The organism is Streptomyces sp. NPDC034111, assembly GCF_055575375.1.
This window is the reverse complement of the sequence record NZ_JBVIST010000025.1, coordinates 1-15053: the sequence shown is the minus strand read 5'-3', so window position 1 is coordinate 15053 and position 15053 is coordinate 1. Positions and strand designations below refer to the sequence as shown.

Annotated in this window: 13 protein-coding genes; 7 read left to right on the top strand and 6 right to left on the bottom strand. The window is 70.9% G+C overall.

The features are described from left to right. Positions 1-79: 79 nt before the first annotated feature. The 5 genes from ACZ55A_RS33970 to ACZ55A_RS33950 form a co-directional block, all read right to left on the bottom strand. Positions 80-706, bottom strand: a complete 627-nt coding sequence (locus ACZ55A_RS33970) for a CBS domain-containing protein (RefSeq protein ID WP_468848526.1) — start codon at positions 704-706, stop codon at positions 80-82. A gap of 311 nt (positions 707-1017) precedes the next feature. Further along, on the bottom strand, positions 1018-1206 hold the full coding sequence (locus ACZ55A_RS33965) for a hypothetical protein (RefSeq protein WP_468848524.1): 189 nt from the start codon (positions 1204-1206) through the stop codon (positions 1018-1020). A 122-nt stretch (positions 1207-1328) separates the two neighbouring features. After that, a complete protein-coding gene (locus tag ACZ55A_RS33960; RefSeq protein WP_468848521.1) occupies positions 1329-2726 on the bottom strand; it encodes a flavin monoamine oxidase family protein in 1398 nt (465 codons plus the stop codon). A gap of 193 nt (positions 2727-2919) precedes the next feature. Then, positions 2920-3936 carry a DUF3995 domain-containing protein gene (locus ACZ55A_RS33955; protein ID WP_468848519.1) on the bottom strand — a complete coding sequence of 339 codons (1017 nt, stop codon included), beginning with the start codon at positions 3934-3936 and terminating at the stop codon, positions 2920-2922. Between the two features lie 158 nt (positions 3937-4094). Continuing rightward, positions 4095-4961, bottom strand: coding sequence for a dienelactone hydrolase family protein (locus ACZ55A_RS33950; RefSeq protein WP_468848516.1), 867 nt, complete (start codon positions 4959-4961; stop codon positions 4095-4097). 274 nt (positions 4962-5235) lie between these two features. Between ACZ55A_RS33950 and ACZ55A_RS33945 the strand changes: the two genes are divergently transcribed. From ACZ55A_RS33945 to ACZ55A_RS33925, 5 genes are all read left to right on the top strand, one after another. Further along, positions 5236-6648: a vanadium-dependent haloperoxidase gene (locus ACZ55A_RS33945; RefSeq protein WP_468848513.1), complete on the top strand. Its 1413-nt coding sequence runs from the start codon at positions 5236-5238 to the stop codon at positions 6646-6648. Between the two features lie 371 nt (positions 6649-7019). Then, entirely contained in the window at positions 7020-8315 is a 1296-nt protein-coding gene (locus ACZ55A_RS33940) for an AMP-binding protein (protein WP_468848510.1), read from the top strand. Positions 8316-8371: 56 nt separating this feature from the next. Then, the gene (locus ACZ55A_RS33935; protein WP_468848508.1) at positions 8372-9961 is read left to right on the top strand and encodes an acyl-CoA carboxylase subunit beta; all 1590 of its coding nucleotides are present in this window, start codon (positions 8372-8374) and stop codon (positions 9959-9961) included. 175 nt (positions 9962-10136) lie between these two features. Then, positions 10137-11354 carry a cytochrome P450 gene (locus ACZ55A_RS33930; RefSeq protein ID WP_468848505.1) on the top strand — a complete coding sequence of 406 codons (1218 nt, stop codon included), beginning with the start codon at positions 10137-10139 and terminating at the stop codon, positions 11352-11354. 50 nt (positions 11355-11404) lie between these two features. Then, complete coding sequence (locus ACZ55A_RS33925) at positions 11405-12487, top strand: Gfo/Idh/MocA family protein (RefSeq protein ID WP_468848503.1); 1083 nt, start codon at positions 11405-11407, stop codon at positions 12485-12487. Positions 12488-12497: 10 nt separating this feature from the next. Here the strand turns inward: ACZ55A_RS33925 and ACZ55A_RS33920 are convergent, their stop codons facing one another. Further along, complete coding sequence (locus ACZ55A_RS33920; protein WP_468848500.1) at positions 12498-13373, bottom strand: 1,4-dihydroxy-6-naphthoate synthase; 876 nt, start codon at positions 13371-13373, stop codon at positions 12498-12500. A 145-nt stretch (positions 13374-13518) separates the two neighbouring features. Here ACZ55A_RS33920 and ACZ55A_RS33915 point away from each other — a divergent pair, with 145 nt between their 5' ends. Together ACZ55A_RS33915 and ACZ55A_RS33910 are read left to right on the top strand one after the other, a co-directional pair. Then, positions 13519-14601 carry an arylcarboxylate reductase gene (locus tag ACZ55A_RS33915; protein WP_468848498.1) on the top strand — a complete coding sequence of 361 codons (1083 nt, stop codon included), beginning with the start codon at positions 13519-13521 and terminating at the stop codon, positions 14599-14601. A 63-nt stretch (positions 14602-14664) separates the two neighbouring features. Further along, positions 14665-15053: radical SAM protein (locus ACZ55A_RS33910; RefSeq protein ID WP_468848495.1), on the top strand; the 389-nt coding region annotated here is incomplete at its 3' end.

The following is a 15053-nucleotide window of genomic DNA, read 5'->3' as shown; positions in this document are numbered from 1 at the left end:
ACTCTCAGTGAAGCCGCGAGGGGGCAGTGCTGCGGCCGGGCGGGCGGGGCGGGGGCCCGTCGCCTGCTCCTCGGCCCTTTCAGGGAGGGGAAAACCCCGTGTCCTGGGCGGCGGTGTCGTCCCGGACGAAGGTGAGCCGGTCGATCACCTCGACCACACCGTCGACGCTCTCGCACAGCCGCACAGCGATGAGGATGAGGCTCTTGCGCTCCACGGTGCCGCTGAGCGTCACGGTGCCATGAGCGACATCGACCGTGACGGCTGACGGGGCGACGCCCAGTGTGCGCGTCAGTACGTCCTCCAGGATCTCCTCCTGGATCGCCCGGTCGCGCCGCAGGAAGAGCTGCACGAGGTCGCTGCGGCTGATCACACCGATGAGGCGGCCGGTGTCGTCGACCACGGGCAGCCGCTTGACCTTCTTCTCCTCCATCGTCCTGGCAGCCTGCACGGCGCTCCACTCGGGGCGGGCCACGATTGCCGGGCTGGTCATGATCGCTTGGGCGGTACTCCGGCCGTGCTTCCCGGGTTCCCGACGCAGCAGATCGGCCTCGGACACCACACCTACCGGACGCTCGTCCTCGTCGAGGACCGGTACGGCGGTGATGCCGTACTCATCGAGCAGATGTGCGATCTCCCTGAAGGGGGTGCCTGGCTGGACGGCGACGGCATTGGGCGTCATCAGGTCGGCAACGCTGCGATGCCTCATCTCTGGCCAGCCTTTCCGGATTGCGCCGCGACCGGTTCCGAGTGGCCCTCCGGGTGGGGAGCCTTACGCTCACGAGCGTGCCCCGCACCGTGCTCCATGGGTAGGGCCGGGTGGGACCCGTCAGGGTCTGGTGGGCCCTGACGGGAGTGTTGCCGGTCTGGTGGAGACCGAGGCCTCGCCTGCTGCCGGGCCGAGGTGGCGGTGGGCGCCGGCCTTGGCTTCGGCGGAGTCCTGCGCGTCGGCTCCCGTTTTGCTGCGGCGTGCCTCAGGGTGCTGTGGTTCTTCGACGTCTTGCCACCGTGCGGCGGTGGTCAGGCCGGGTGGGCGGGGTCCTTCATGACCCAGGTACCGCCCGAGCAGTCTTCCGGCAGGGGCGGGAAACGGTGGCCTTTGACGTCGGTGCTGGTGCTCCACCGGTGGGCCTTTCCGCAGTCGCATTCGTAAATGCCGCTCTGCGGCACCACCTCGCCGGGGCGGTACGTCTCCTGATTCGTGTCCATGGTTCCTGTCTACGGCCCCTGTCGTCGTCGCGCGATCCGGGAGGGTGGTGCCGCAGGCCATGGGGGCGCCATTGAGGTCAGGCCACAGCGGTCGTGGTGCACGGCCGGTCCGGGCGAGCGGGTCAGGGAGAACGGTCCTGCTTGCCGGCGGCGTGCTGACCGGGAGACAGCGCGGCCAGGACTTCCTGGGCGGCTCGCTCGCCGGAGCGCACCGCGCCCTCCATCAGGCCGTGCATCACCGTTGCCGACTCGGTGCTGGCCCAGTGGATCCGGCCCACCGGCTCGCGCAGCGCGCTGCCGTAATTGGTCAGGGTGCCGGTCGGGAAGTGGCCCATCATCCCGCCCAGCGACCACTGTTGGGAGGACCAGTCGGTCTCCAGATACTGGAGGGGGCGGCGCGCCTGGGGCCCGAACCGCTCGGCGAGCGCGTCCAGCCAGACCTCTCGCCGCTCGGTGGGGTCCAGGCGCCCCAGGCGCAGGGCTCCGGTGCTGAACGCGTAGCTGCTGAGTACTCCTGGCCGGCCCGACTGCGGTGTCTGGTCGATCGTGACCGGGACGGGCGTCTGGGGCGCGAAGGTCTGTCCCGACAGGTGGTGCTCGCGCCAGAACGGCTGTGGGTACACGGTGTGCACCCGGATGATCGCCCCCGGCGCCACGCGCTGCAACAGATGGCTGTGCGTGGTGGGAAGCGGCGGGTCGAAGGCGATCCGTCCCGCCAGCAGCGGCGGCGTTGCCACGATCACGCGGTGTGCCCGCACGGCGAGCGAATCGGAAACGATCTTCACGCAGGTGCCGTCGTGTGCGATCCGCTGAACGGGCCTGGACAGGTGCACCCGTTCTCCCAGGTGCTCGGCCATGCGCCTCGCCAGTTCGGCGGCTCCGCCGTCCACGAGATGGGTCTCGGTTCTGCGGGAGTCGGTGTAGTAGCCGAAACCTCCGCCGCCCCGGGCCAGGGTGAGGGCGCCCAGCAGCGAGACCTCCGCCGGGTCGGCGCAGAACAGCAGATTCATGGTCGACCTGAGCATGGTGCGGGCGGTGGCCGAGGGCACGTTGAGCGGGTCGGAGAGCCACTGCCCGAGTGTGCGGGCGTCCCACGTGCGGGCGCGCCGGGCGCGCCAGGGGGCATCCGCCGGGAGGCGCCGCGCCATCACGTACAGACGGGCGAGCGCCAGGCCGAGGGCGATGAGCGTCCGCGGGCCCGTGGAGGGGATGCCGCCGTGGTAGCGGTGGTTGACTCCGTCCAGGCGCAGGAGGTGATCGCCCCGCTCGTACTGGGGGTACACCCCAAGTCCCAGTTCCCGGCAGAGCTGGAACATGCGGTCCTGCCCCTTGCCCAGCCAGGTGCCGCCCGCCGACACCACGGTCCCGTCGGGAAGCTCCCGGTTCCACACCCGTCCGCCCACCCGGTCCCTGGCCTCGAGTACGACCACCTCATGGCCGGCTTGGACCAGTCTTCTCGCCGCTGCGAGACCGGCGAAACCCGCGCCCACCACGCAGACGTCTGCCTTCAGCTGTTCCATGATCCACCTCCATGGCTCAGCCTCGCCCACCGGGCCCGGCTCCGCCCGGCGAGTGATCCATAAGGGCGCTGTCCGTGTGGCCGCGCCGGAGCCCGTGGCGACCTCTGCCGCACCCGTGGCTTCCACAACTCCGAACGGCCCCACGGCGTCGGCGCACCCCCGTCGGGCAGCCGTGCAGGAGACCACAGCGGCGTCAGCGGCGCCGGTAGTGCCAGGCCGCCACGCCCCAGCACGTGCCGAAGAGCAGCCAGTACGGCGACCACAGGACGAGGTCCCAATGAGCCTGGAAGCGTGCGAGATCCGCGTGGGCCACGGGGACGGAGGACGGGTCGGCCAGCAGTCGCAGGTCGTGGACGAACCCGTAGCCCAGGAGGCCGACCGCACGCGCCACCATGAAGGCGCACCCCGCCCAGGAGCCGATGAGCAGCAGCCTTCGGCGGATCTTCCCGTGCGGCCGGAAGCGGCCGGAGAGATGGAGCGCGGCCGCCATGCCCACCAGGGCCAGCGCCACGGACACCCAGTGCTGAAGGACCGCGCCGCCGGTGCGGGCGAGCAAGTCCTCCCCGGTGGCAGGGGGCAGCGGGGTCTGACTCATCAGGAATTCGCCGCCCAAGGCCCAGTTGAGCTTCATCGCGCCGTAGGCGAGTGCGCAGCCGAAGGCCAGGTAGGCCGCTGCCGTCCGCACGCGACGGGTGGCCTCCGGGGCGCCGGGCCCGCGGGTGCGTGCGTAGTAGGAGAGCGTCAGTACGAGCCAGGCCGCGAGCTGGATGGATCCCTTCAGCAGGTCGGACACGCTGTCCCAGCTGGGTCCTGCCAGGTCGAAGTCCGGACGCCGGACGGTCATCACCGCCCCCAGCGACTGCATCACGAGGGCGAGCGTCAGAGCGCAGAGCAGCATCCATCGCGGGATGCGGGCTCCCCACCGCGCCACGGTCGCCCACGCCACCAACGCCGCGAGCACACCGAGCGAAGCGTTGGCCGCCTGGGCGAGCACGGCATGCTCGAACTGCGCTTGCACGGTGTCAGGAGCGGGGTGTCCGGGCATGCCGATCTCGCCTCGCAGCGCCATGTACACCTTCTGCCCGGCGTACACCAGCATCGCGGCGGTCCCCAGGCCCGCGGCCAGCCGGGCGAAGAGCCCCGCGGGCGCCGGCCGGGCGGGCCTGAACAACGTACGGCGGATCACGGCGAGGTACCCATCAACGGTCATGGCTCCCATGCTGTGCAGCGCCGGCGCCACCCGCTTCCCGCCGCAGAACCATCACGCTCCGCCGAGCGGACGAGAGGCGAGTCCGCCTACGGATCGAGGCGCGTGAGGGTGCCGTTCCGCCGCCAGGCCGCCCGCCCGCGGCCGCTGAGCCTGGTGGGTCATGCCCCTCCTGGGGTGGCCGGGGTGTCCGCGGCCGTGTCGCGGTGCTCGTCGAGCAAGCGCGTGCGGAAGAGGTCGAGCACCTGGTCCAGCGCGTCGCGGGTGGGCTGGCCGGGTTCGTCGATGAGGTGCTCGGTCAGTACCGAGTGCGGCGGCAGCGCGGCATCGGGATTCGCGGCGGAGTCGTCGAGTTCGACGGCGGTGAACGCCTCGCCAAGTTCGCGGCGCAGAAAGGCGAACCGGTCGGCAGGCACCAACCGGTCCCCGCGGAAACGCAGTCCCATGACCTGAAGGCCGTCACGCTCGCAGCGGCCCCGGACGGCGGCGAGGTCTTCGGCGGAGATGTCGATACCGGCGGCCCGGCTTCTGGTGAGCGCCAGCGGCAGGGACGGCTGGGACAGTACGGGCGCGACAAGGCGCTCATCGGCGGCCATGGCCAGGGCGAAGCCGCCGGTGAGACACATACCGACGGCCCCGACGCCAGGACCGCCGCAGCGCTCATGCTCGTACGCGGCAAGGGCCCGTAGCCAGGTCACCACGGGTGAGGTCTTCCCGGTGGCCAGCACGGTGAACTCCCGGCTCACGCACGCCTTTGCCATCGACGAGGCCCCGTAGAGACCGGACCTCAGCCGGCCATCGGCTGCCGGGTGGGCACCGCGGCCGGGGGTGCCGAAGAGCACCGGGAGCACGGCGGTGCAGCCGATCGCGGCCACGCGTTCCGCGAACGCCAGCACCTTGGGCGTGATGCCCGGGATCTCCGCCATCACGATCACTGCGGGCCCCGTGCCACGCCGCAGAATCCGGCGCGTCACTCCGTCATGGGTGAAGGTGCTGCGGTCAAAACCGGTCAGGTCGTGATCTGCCATGGATGATTACCACCGTCCTGGTCGGTTGCTCGTCGATTGCCGGTCGGGGCTTCCGGTCCGGCGCGCCCTCGCCCCCGTCCGGCGCCGGCCACCGCGAGACTACCCATCGGTAACGCCCGTGCGCAGCCGGACCGTAAAGCCGCAGACGGTCCAGAAGGCGGCGAACACCGGCAGACACCGGCAGACAGCCGCCGTCGGTACGAGGAGCGGCAGCTTCGGGGGCGCTGACGGCCCGCCAGGGTGACCATTCACCCGATTGGCCGTTAAATCGGTTATGGATACTTCTCGTTCGAGCAGACGAGTCGCCCTCGCCACACGGGCCGCCCTCGGCGCTGTCGCAGCACTGCTGCTCCTCGCCCTCACAGCCGTCACCGGCCCCACCGCCACGGCAAACACCGCCAACACCGCCGCCACCGCCGCCACCGCCGAAAGCCACTCACCGCCTTCGGCGGACCCCGCGGCGATCCGCGAATGGAACGCCATCGCCACCGACACCATCGCCACCAACCTCGGGCCCACCCGCCCCTCCGGGCAGGCGGTCATCTGGCACGGCTTTGTCTCGGCCGCCGTCTACAACGCCGTGGTCGGCATCCAGGGCCGCTACGCCCCGTACAAGTGGCGGGCGCACGGCCCCGCCACCGCCTCACCCGAGGCGGCGGCCGTGACCGCCGCACACCACGTACTGCGCACCTACTTCCCCGCCTCCCAGGCCCCGCTCGATGCCGCGTACGCCGGGTCCCTCGCCAAGATCCCCGACGGCAGGGCGAAGCGCCAGGGGGTGGCCTTCGGGGCACGTGCCGCCGACCACCTCATCGCTCTGCGCGAAGGAGACGGCCGGTTCGCACCGGTGGAGTTCACCACTCCCCCCGCGCCCGGTGTCTGGCGGCCCACCCCGCCCGGCTACCTCCCCTTCATCGACACCTGGCTCGCCAGGCTGCGCCCCATGCTGCTGACCTCCCCGGCCCAGTTCCGTCCCGGGGGTCCGCCCGCACTGACGTCGGCCCGCTACGCCCAGGACGTGAACGAGGTGAAGACCATGGGGGCGAAGACCGGCTCGCCCCGCACCGCGCACCAGACCGAGACCGCCCTGTTCTTCGGGGGCAGTCTGGTCGTCCAACTCCAGACCGCCCTCCGGGACCACACCGCCCGGCACCACCTCGGCATCGCCGAAACAGCGCGGATCTTCGCCGCGGCGAACACCTCGGCGACCGACGCCGTGGTCACCGCATGGGACTCCAAGCTCCACTACGGATTCTGGCGGCCGATCACCGCGGTCCAACTCGCCGACACCGACGGCAATCCCGCGACCGAAGCCGACCCGCAGTGGCAGCCGCTGCTCGTCACGCCCCCGCACCCCGACTACCTCAGCGGCCACACCACGGTCGCCGGCGCCGTGACCCGGACCCTGACCGGGATCCTCGGCACCCCCCACCTCGACCTCAATGTCCCCTCCGAGATCACCGGCACCACACGGCACTACGCATACGCCGACCAGTTCAACGAGGACATGATCAACGCCCGCGTCTGGGCCGGAATCCACTCCCGTACCGCGGACGTGGTCGGCTGCCGAGCCGGTAACCGCATCGGCGCCTGGACACTCACCCACTACTTCCAGCCGCTGCACCACCCACGCCCGTACTCCGCAGCACCGACCGGGCCGACCTGCCCGTCCGGCAACGCGAGCTGAGCGCACCCGCCCACATCCCCGCTCGCCGGTCACCGAACGGGCGTTGCGCGCTCTCCGTGTCCGTACTCCAGCCGTCGCCCATGAGTACCAGCAATTCTCCTAGTTCCCCGCATATGGCCTTGTCCGGCGCCGAAACCTGCGGCGAGGCTGTCGGACACGGCCGATGGTTCGTTCCGGTGGCGGAGGCTGTCCGGGGCGTGCAGCGCCTGAGGTCGCACCGGCTTGTCCGTTTCCGCCGCGGCCGACGGAATCCCTTCCCCGGCTCCGCTGTGACGCCAGGTCCCCGGGTCGAGCCATGACGGCGCACCGGGATTTCCGCAAGGAAGTCACGCGGAATTCCTTCCGTGGGGTCGGCACGAAAGGGGAACGAAGTGGTCGCTCCACAGACGCTGTCCGACCGGAGCAGGTCCGGGCCGGCGGAACCGCGGGCGTACCGGCGGCGGGGCCCGCAAGCTCTGCCGCTCACCCTTGACGGCCTGTTCACCAGGATCGCGCAACGGTGGCCGGCCGCCAGAGCCGTTCAGGAGGGCGAGCATCACCTGACGTACGGCGAGGCCGAGACCCGGGCCGGTCAGCTGGCGTCGGCGCTGGTACGCAGCGGAGTGCAGCTGGGCGATCCGGTGATCGTCCACTGCGGCGACCACCGGCAGGCCGTGGTGGGCCAGCTTGCGGTGCTGAAGGCCGGCGGGGTGTGCGTCCCCGTCCCCGCGGCGGCGCGCGGGGCGCGGCTCGACCGGTTCACCGAGGTCAGCGGGGCCCGGGTGGTGTTGTGCAGTGCGGTGACCCGCCCGCTGTGGAACTACCGCTGTATGTCCTGGGTATTGGACGACCCGACCACCTGGGGCAAGATCGCCGTCCAGCAGCCGGACCCCGCCCTGCCGCGCTCCGGGCACACGGAGGCCGCCTATCTGCTGGTTCCCGAGGCGGACTGGCAAGGGGTGGGCGGGTTTCTGACCGACCACCGCGCGTGGCAGCTGGCGCTGTCGGCCAGGATCCGCCGGGTCGGCAGCGCCGAGGACGGGGTGCTGGTGCATCACCCTCCGGGCCGTACGACGACCGTGCCCGCGATGTGGTGGGCGTTCGCCTGCGGGGGCACCCTTCATGTGCCGTCGCGGTACGGGGGTTTCGCCGGCTCCCCGGCGCCGAAGCGCCATGGCGTGGCGGTCTTCGGGCCGGATGAGTATGCGCGGCTTCTGCAGTCGTTCTCGGTGGCGTCCCGGCCGCTGGCTCCGCGACCGACCGTGCTGATCGGCGGTCCCTGTCCGCGCGCGGTGATCGAGCGGCACTTCGAGGTGCTGCCCCGGGCGCCGCTGTGGGTGGAGTTCGCCGCCGCGGACGGTGCCATGCCCTGGACGGTCCGGGAATTCAGCCCCGACGGCCCGTGGCCGCGGGAGCCGGGAGGGAACCGTCCGGTGCCCGGCGTCCATGTGCAGGTGGTGGACCGGGACGGCTGTCCGGTGCCGGCCGGGCAGACCGGTGAAGTCCGCGCCGCCGGGCCGGCGTTGCCCTACGGGAGCATCCGCCGCGCCGATGGGGCCTGCCTGGCGGAGGAGAACGGGACGGTGATGGCTTCGGGCCGGCTCGGCCGCTGGAGATCTGACGGGCTGCTGGAGTTCTGCGCCCCGGCCGCGGTGCCGGCACCGGCCGTACGGCTGCGGGACCCGTGAGGGGCGTACGCGGAGCTTCGTGACGGCGCCGATGCACAGAGCTGGAGTTGCTTTCGATGACCTACCGCGAGAACCTTCCCGCCCGGCACGCGCCGCAGGACGCCCGCGGGCGGGTGGCCGATCTCGACGCCCGCCACGAGCAGGCCCGTAACGGCCCCGGGGAGCGTGCGACCGCGGCCCAGCACGCCAAGGGCAAGCTGACCGCCCGCGAGCGGATTGCTCTGCTGCTGGACGAGGGGGCCTTCACCGAGATTGAACCGTTGCGCAGGCACCGGGCCACCGGGTTCGGTCTGGAGGCCCGCAGGCCGTACACCGACGGTGTGGTGACCGGGTGGGGGACGGTGTTCGGCCGGACCGTGTTCGTGTACGCGCATGACTTCCGGATCTTCGGCGGGGCGCTGGGCGAGTCCCATGCCGCCAAGATCCACAAGGTCATGGACCTGGCCCTTCAGGCCGGTGCGCCGCTGGTCTCGCTCAACGACGGGGCCGGGGCCCGTATTCAGGAGGGTGTGGTGGCGCTGGCCGGCTACGGCGGGATCTTCCGGCGCCACACCAAGGCCTCCGGGGTCATCCCGCAGATCTCGGTGATGCTCGGGCCGTGCGCCGGCGGCGCCGCCTACTCCCCCGCGCTCACCGACTTCGTCTTCATGGTCCGCGGGACCTCACAGATGTTCCTCACGGGTCCGGATGTCGTCCAAGCCGTCACCGGCGAACGGGTCAGCCAGAACGGCCTCGGTGGCGCGGAGGTGCACGCCGAGCTCTCCGGTGTCTGCCACTTCGCCTACGACGATGAGCGGACCTGCCTGGAGGAGGTCCGCTATCTGCTGTCGCTGCTGCCGGGCAACAACCGTGAGCTGCCGCCGGCGGTCCCCAGCACCGATCCGGCCGACCGCCGCTGTGACCGGCTGCTGGAGCTGGTCCCGGAGGACGGCCGTAAGCCGTACGACGTCTGCGAGGTGATCGAGGAGATCGCCGACGACGGTGAGTTCATGGAGGTCCACGAGCGCTGGGCGACCAACGTGGTGTGCGCGCTGGCCCGTCTGGGCGGCGAGGTGGTCGGCATCGTCGCGAACCAGCCGCGGTCGCTGGCCGGGGTGCTGGATGTGCACGCCGCGGAGAAGGCGGCCCGCTTCGTCCAGCACTGCGACGCGTTCAGCATCCCGCTGCTGACGCTGCTCGACGTGCCCGGCTTTCTGCCTGGTGTCGGTCAGGAGCACGGCGGCATCATCCGCCACGGCGCCAAGCTGCTGTACGCGTACTGCAATGCCACCGTTCCCCGCATCCAGCTGATCCTGCGCAAGGCCTACGGCGGCGCCTATATCGTCATGGATTCCCGCTCGGTGGGCGCGGATCTGTCCTTCGCCTGGCCGACGAACGAGATCGCGGTGATGGGCGCCGAGGGGGCGGCCCAGGTCATCTTCCGCAAGGAGATCGCGGAGGCCGACGATCCGGAGGCCCTGCGGGCCCGGATGGTCAAGGAGTACAAGTCCGAGCTGATGAACCCCTATTACGCCGCCGAGCGCGGTCTGGTGGACGATGTCATCGACCCGGCCGAGACCAGAGCGGTGCTCATCCGCTCCTTCGCGATGCTGCGTACGAAGCAGGCCGAGCTGCCGCCGCGCAAGCACGGGAACCCACCGCAGTGAGCCGCCCGCGCCGGGCAGGGCCGCCGCCCGGTCCGGCAAATTCCCTAGAGATCCCGCGCCTCGCTGGCTCCCTCTCCCCGGTCCGTGCTGGGCTGTTGTTGGCCTCGGCCTCGGGCACCGCAGGGTGGAGTCGCCATGGGATCCACTCCGGTCCACCAACAGCAACGGAGGAGTCATGGTTCACGAGCCGAAAGCGCCGGTGATCCCGTACAAGCGGAGCTGTCCCTTCGATCCGGCGGCGGAGTATGCGCAGCTGCGCGAGGAGGACCCGATCAGCCCGGTGACCTTCGAGCTCTCGCCGCGTGAGAAGGAAGGCTGGCTGGTCACCCGTCATGATCACATCCGCCAGATCATGACGGACCCGCGGTTCAGCCACCGCAGTGAGCTGCTGGCGCTGGTGCACTCCCCGCCGTTCGACGTGGAGGACTACTCCCCCGAGCCGTCCGCGCCCGGCAACTTCGTGCGGATGGACGCGCCGGAGCACACCCGGTACCGACGGCTGCTGACCGGTTTCTTCACCGTACGCAAGATCCAGCAGTACGAGCCCACGCTGGAGCGGATCATCGACGGTGTGCTCGACGAGATGGCGGAGATGGAGCCGCCCGTGGACCTGGTGAAGGTCTTCGCGGAGAAGATCCCCGCCAGGTCGACCTGCTCCATCATGGGGGTGTCGGAGAGCGATCTGACCTCGCTGGCGGAGCACTTCTCCGTCATCATGCGGATCGACTACACGCTGGAAGAGTTCATCCACCACAACACCGAGCTCAATGCGACGCTCGAGCGGATGATGGCCGAGCGGTTCGCCGGCGAGCCCGGTGACGACCTGCTCGGTCAGCTCATCGCGACCGGTGAACTGACCGAGCAGGAGATGTTCAACATCGCCTGGATCGCCATCGGCGGGGCGCTGGACACCACTCCCAACATGTTCGCGCTGGGCACCTTCGCCCTGCTGGAGCACCCCAAGCAGCTGGCGAAGATGCGGGCCCGGCCGGAGCTGATGGAGAACACGGTCGAGGAGCTGCTGCGTTATCTGACGATCTCTCACTTCGGGGCGAGCCGGGTGGCCTTGGAGGATGTCGAGATCGGCGGGCGGACCATCAAGGCAGGCCAGACGGTGGTGCTGTCGCTGCCGTCGGCCAACCGTGATCCGCGGTACTTCGAGAACCCCGACGAGTTCGACATCGACCGCCCCTCGCGCCGGCATCTGGCGTTCGGCTTCGGCATCCACCAGTGCCTCGGACAGCACCTGGCCCGCGCCTCGCTGCGCATCGGCCTGCGGAAGCTGTTCGACCGCTTCCCGGATCTGCGGCTCACGGTGCCCGCGCAGCAGGTGCCGTTGCGGGAGACCGCGATGCACTACGGCGTGTACGAACTACCGGTGACCTGGGGCTGATTGCCCCGCCCTGCCGCCCTTCCCCCTCCAAAACCCCCATGGATGCTCCCGTGTCAGCTCAGCGCACCCCTCCCCCACCGCCGCCCTCGGAACGCACCGGCCGCTCCCCCGGCGGCGACGCGGCGGAAGCCGCCGCGGCCGCCCCGGTACGCTTCGGCGCGCTGGGTACCTCGTCGATCGCCTGGCGGCGGGTGCTGCCGGCGATGGCGGGCTGTCCGCAGACCGACCTGGTGGCGGTGGCGGGCCGCAGTCCGGAGCGGTCCCGGCGCTTCGCCGACCGTTTCGGCTGCGCCGCCGTCACCGAAGCGGCGCTCCTGGAGCGCGACGACATCGACGCCGTGTACATCTCCCTGCCGCCGTCCCTGCACGGCGAATGGGCCGCCCGGGCGCTGCACGCGGGCAAGCATGTGCTGGTCGAGAAGCCGATCGCCACGACGGCTGCCGAGGCGCGGGCGGTGGTGGCGCTGGCCGAGGCCCATGACCTGGTGCTGCGGGAGAACTTCATGTTCCTGCACCATCCGCAGCATGACGCCGTGGCCGCCCTGCTCGCCGAAGGGCGGCTCGGTGGACTGCGCTCGTTCCGCGGTGCGTTCTGCTTCCCGCCGCTGCCCGCCGAGGACATTCGCTACGTTCCCGGGCTCGGGGGCGGCGCGCTCCTGGACGCGGGGGTGTATCCGCTGCGGGCGGCCGGGATGCTGCTGGGCCCCGGCCTGCGGGTGGCCGGGGCCACGACCCGGGTACGGCGGTCCGACGGGCTCGAACTGTCCGGCCAGGCGCTGCTGGTGTCCCCGTCCGGTGTGCTGGCGAGCGTCGAGTTCGGCTTCGAGCACGCCTACGCGTCGTACTACTCCCTGTGGGGCGAGAAGGCGCGGGTCACGGTGGACCGGGCGTTCACCCCGCCGGCCGGGTACCAGCCGGTGCTGCTGCTGGAGGAGCAGGACCATGTCGAGAAGTTCACGCTTCCGGCGGCGGATCAGCTGGACCGGTCCCTGGCCGGTTTCGCGGCGGCCGTCGTGGCCGGGGGCGCCGCGGCCGATCCGGGGGAGGCCCGGTGGCGGCGGGACGCGGTGGCCACGATGGAGCTGGTCGATGCGGTCCGTGCGCAGGCCGTGCCGGTGACCGTCGAGGGGTAGGTCCCTGTCGTCAGTCTCCCGTCCGCCCCGGGAAGTCCAGGGCGCCGGGAGCGACGGGTGGGAGAAGTCCCTCGGTGGCGGCCCGGCCGAGCAGTTCCCGCACCGCCGCGTACCCGTCCTCGCCCAGTTCGGCGGTGTAGCCGTTCACATACAGCCCGATGTGCTGCTCGATCACGTCCGGCGCCATCTCCTGGGCGTGCTCCAGGACGTAGGAACGGGACGCCGCCGGGTGGCGCCAGGCGAACCGGACGGAGTCGGCGGCGGCGCGGGCCACCGTGCGCAGCTGGGCCGTGCCGAGGTCGCGCCGGGCCACGATCGCCCCGAGCGGGATCGGCCGGCCGGTGGCGGCCTCCCAGGCCTCGCCCATGTCGGCGAGGTGGTGCAGACCGTACTGCTGGTAGGTGAAGCGGGCCTCGTGGATGACGAGCCCGGCGTCGACCGCACCGTCCCGGACGGCGGGCATGATCTCGTCGAAGGGCATCACCACAATGTCCCCGACCCTGCCCGGTACGGCTCGCGCGGCCCACAGGCGGAACAGCAGATACGCGGTCGAGCGCACGCTGGGCACCGCCACGCTCCGCCCGGCCAGCCGCGCCGCACCGGCCGGGCCGTCCTCGTCCCGGGTGAGCACCAGCGGCCCGCAGCCGTGGCCCAGTGCGCCGCCGCACGGCAGCAGCACATGGTCGTCCAGCACATAGGGCAGCGCCGCGTACGAGATCTTCAGCAGGTCCGGGCCGCCGCGCTCGGCGAGGCCATTGGTGACGTCGATGTCCGCGATGGTCACGTCGAGTCCGGGGGCGTCCGGGAGCAGCCCGTGCGACCAGGCGTGGAAGGCGAAGGTGTCGTTCGGGCACGGTGAGTGGGCGATCGTCAGCCGCTGGGCCATGGGTCCTCCCGGGTTCGTTCGGGCTGCCGGCGCGGGGGGCCGGCGCCGCGGCTCCCAGGAAACCCGTTGTGGGTGTGGGGATTTCCCCAGAGTGGCCTCGGCGAGGATGGGACTGCCCGGCCTTCCCGGCAGGAAAGGAACGGCGATGCTGCCGACCACCGCTCCCCTGGACAGCTCCCGCATGGAGCACTGGCTGTCCATGGATCTCGATGCGTGGACGCGGCATGTCGTACGACGCCACTTCGATCCGGCGACCGGAAGCCCGTTCTGGCTCAAGCGCCGTGCCGAGCTGGACTTCGAGCCGTTCGACCTCACGCGCTACGCCGAACTGTCGGCGTTCGGGCACTTCACGCTCGCCGCACTGCGGGACCTCGACCCGGTCGATCTGGTCCCCCAAGCGGTGCCACGTCCGCTGGCCGGCCGGGTCTTCGATTCGGGCGGCACCACCGGCAGGCCGTGCCGGGTCTTCTACACCGGGACGATGCTCGAACACCATGCCCGGTGGCGGCGGTTCGGCCTGGTCACGGCCGGCTTCGCAGCCGGCCGCAGCTGGGTCTACGCGACTCCCGGAGGGCCGCATGTGGTGGGTGAGGGCGCCGCGCAGATCGCCCATCTGCATGCGTCGGTGGTCTACGGCATCGACCTCGACCCGCGCTGGATCAAACAGCTCATCCGGGCCTGCCGGCTGGCCGAGGTCAACCGCTATGTCGATCATGTCGTCGAGCAGATCGCGGACATCCTGAGCAGCCGCCGGATCGACTATCTGGAGACCACCCCCGCGCTGTTCCAGGCGCTGGCCGGGCGGCGTCCGGAACTGGTCCGGCAGCTCGACGGGGTCGGGCTCGGCGGTACCCAGATCGTGCCGACGATGTACCGGGACATCGTCGCGGCGCTGGGCGGCGGTGTGATCGGGACGGCCTACGGGAACACCTTCGGCTGCGCCATGGGCCTGCCGGCGGAGGACGACGGCGATGTGCTTCCGTACGTCCCGCACTACCCGCAGGTGACCATGGCCGTCGTCGACAAGAACGATCCGGCGCGGACGGTGGGCCACGGAGAGGTGGGCCAGGTCCGGCTCACCGTGTTGCACGAGGATCTTTTCCTGCCGAACATCCTCGAACGCGATCAGGCCGTGCGGTACCGCACCTCGGCCGACTGGCCCTGTGACGGCGTGGCGAATGTGCAGCCGTTGCAGGTCTCCCGGGCCGCTCCCGAAGGAATCTACTGAGGCGGCGACACCGGCGCCGAGAGCACTCTTTGCCAAGGTCAAGTACGAGGAAGGTCATTGAGGATGGACGCAGGACTCAAGCGTGAGCTGGAGGCGAAGGTCCACGCCGGGGAGCGGCTGACCCGCGAGGACGGTATCGCCCTCTACGGGTGTGACGACCTGGCGTGGCTGGGCGGTCTGGCCCACGAGGTGCGCACCCGTAAGAACGGCGATGTCGTGCACTTCAACGTCAACCGTCATCTGAACATGACGAATGTGTGCACCGCGTCGTGCGCCTACTGCTCCTTCCAGCGCAAGCCGGGTGAGAAGGACGCGTACACGATGCGCATCGAGGAGGCCGTGCGCCTGGCCAAGGCGATGGAGCACGAGAACCTCACCGAGCTGCACATCGTCAACGGTCTGCACCCGACGCTGCCGTGGCGCTACTACCCGCGCTCGCTGCGTGAGCTGAA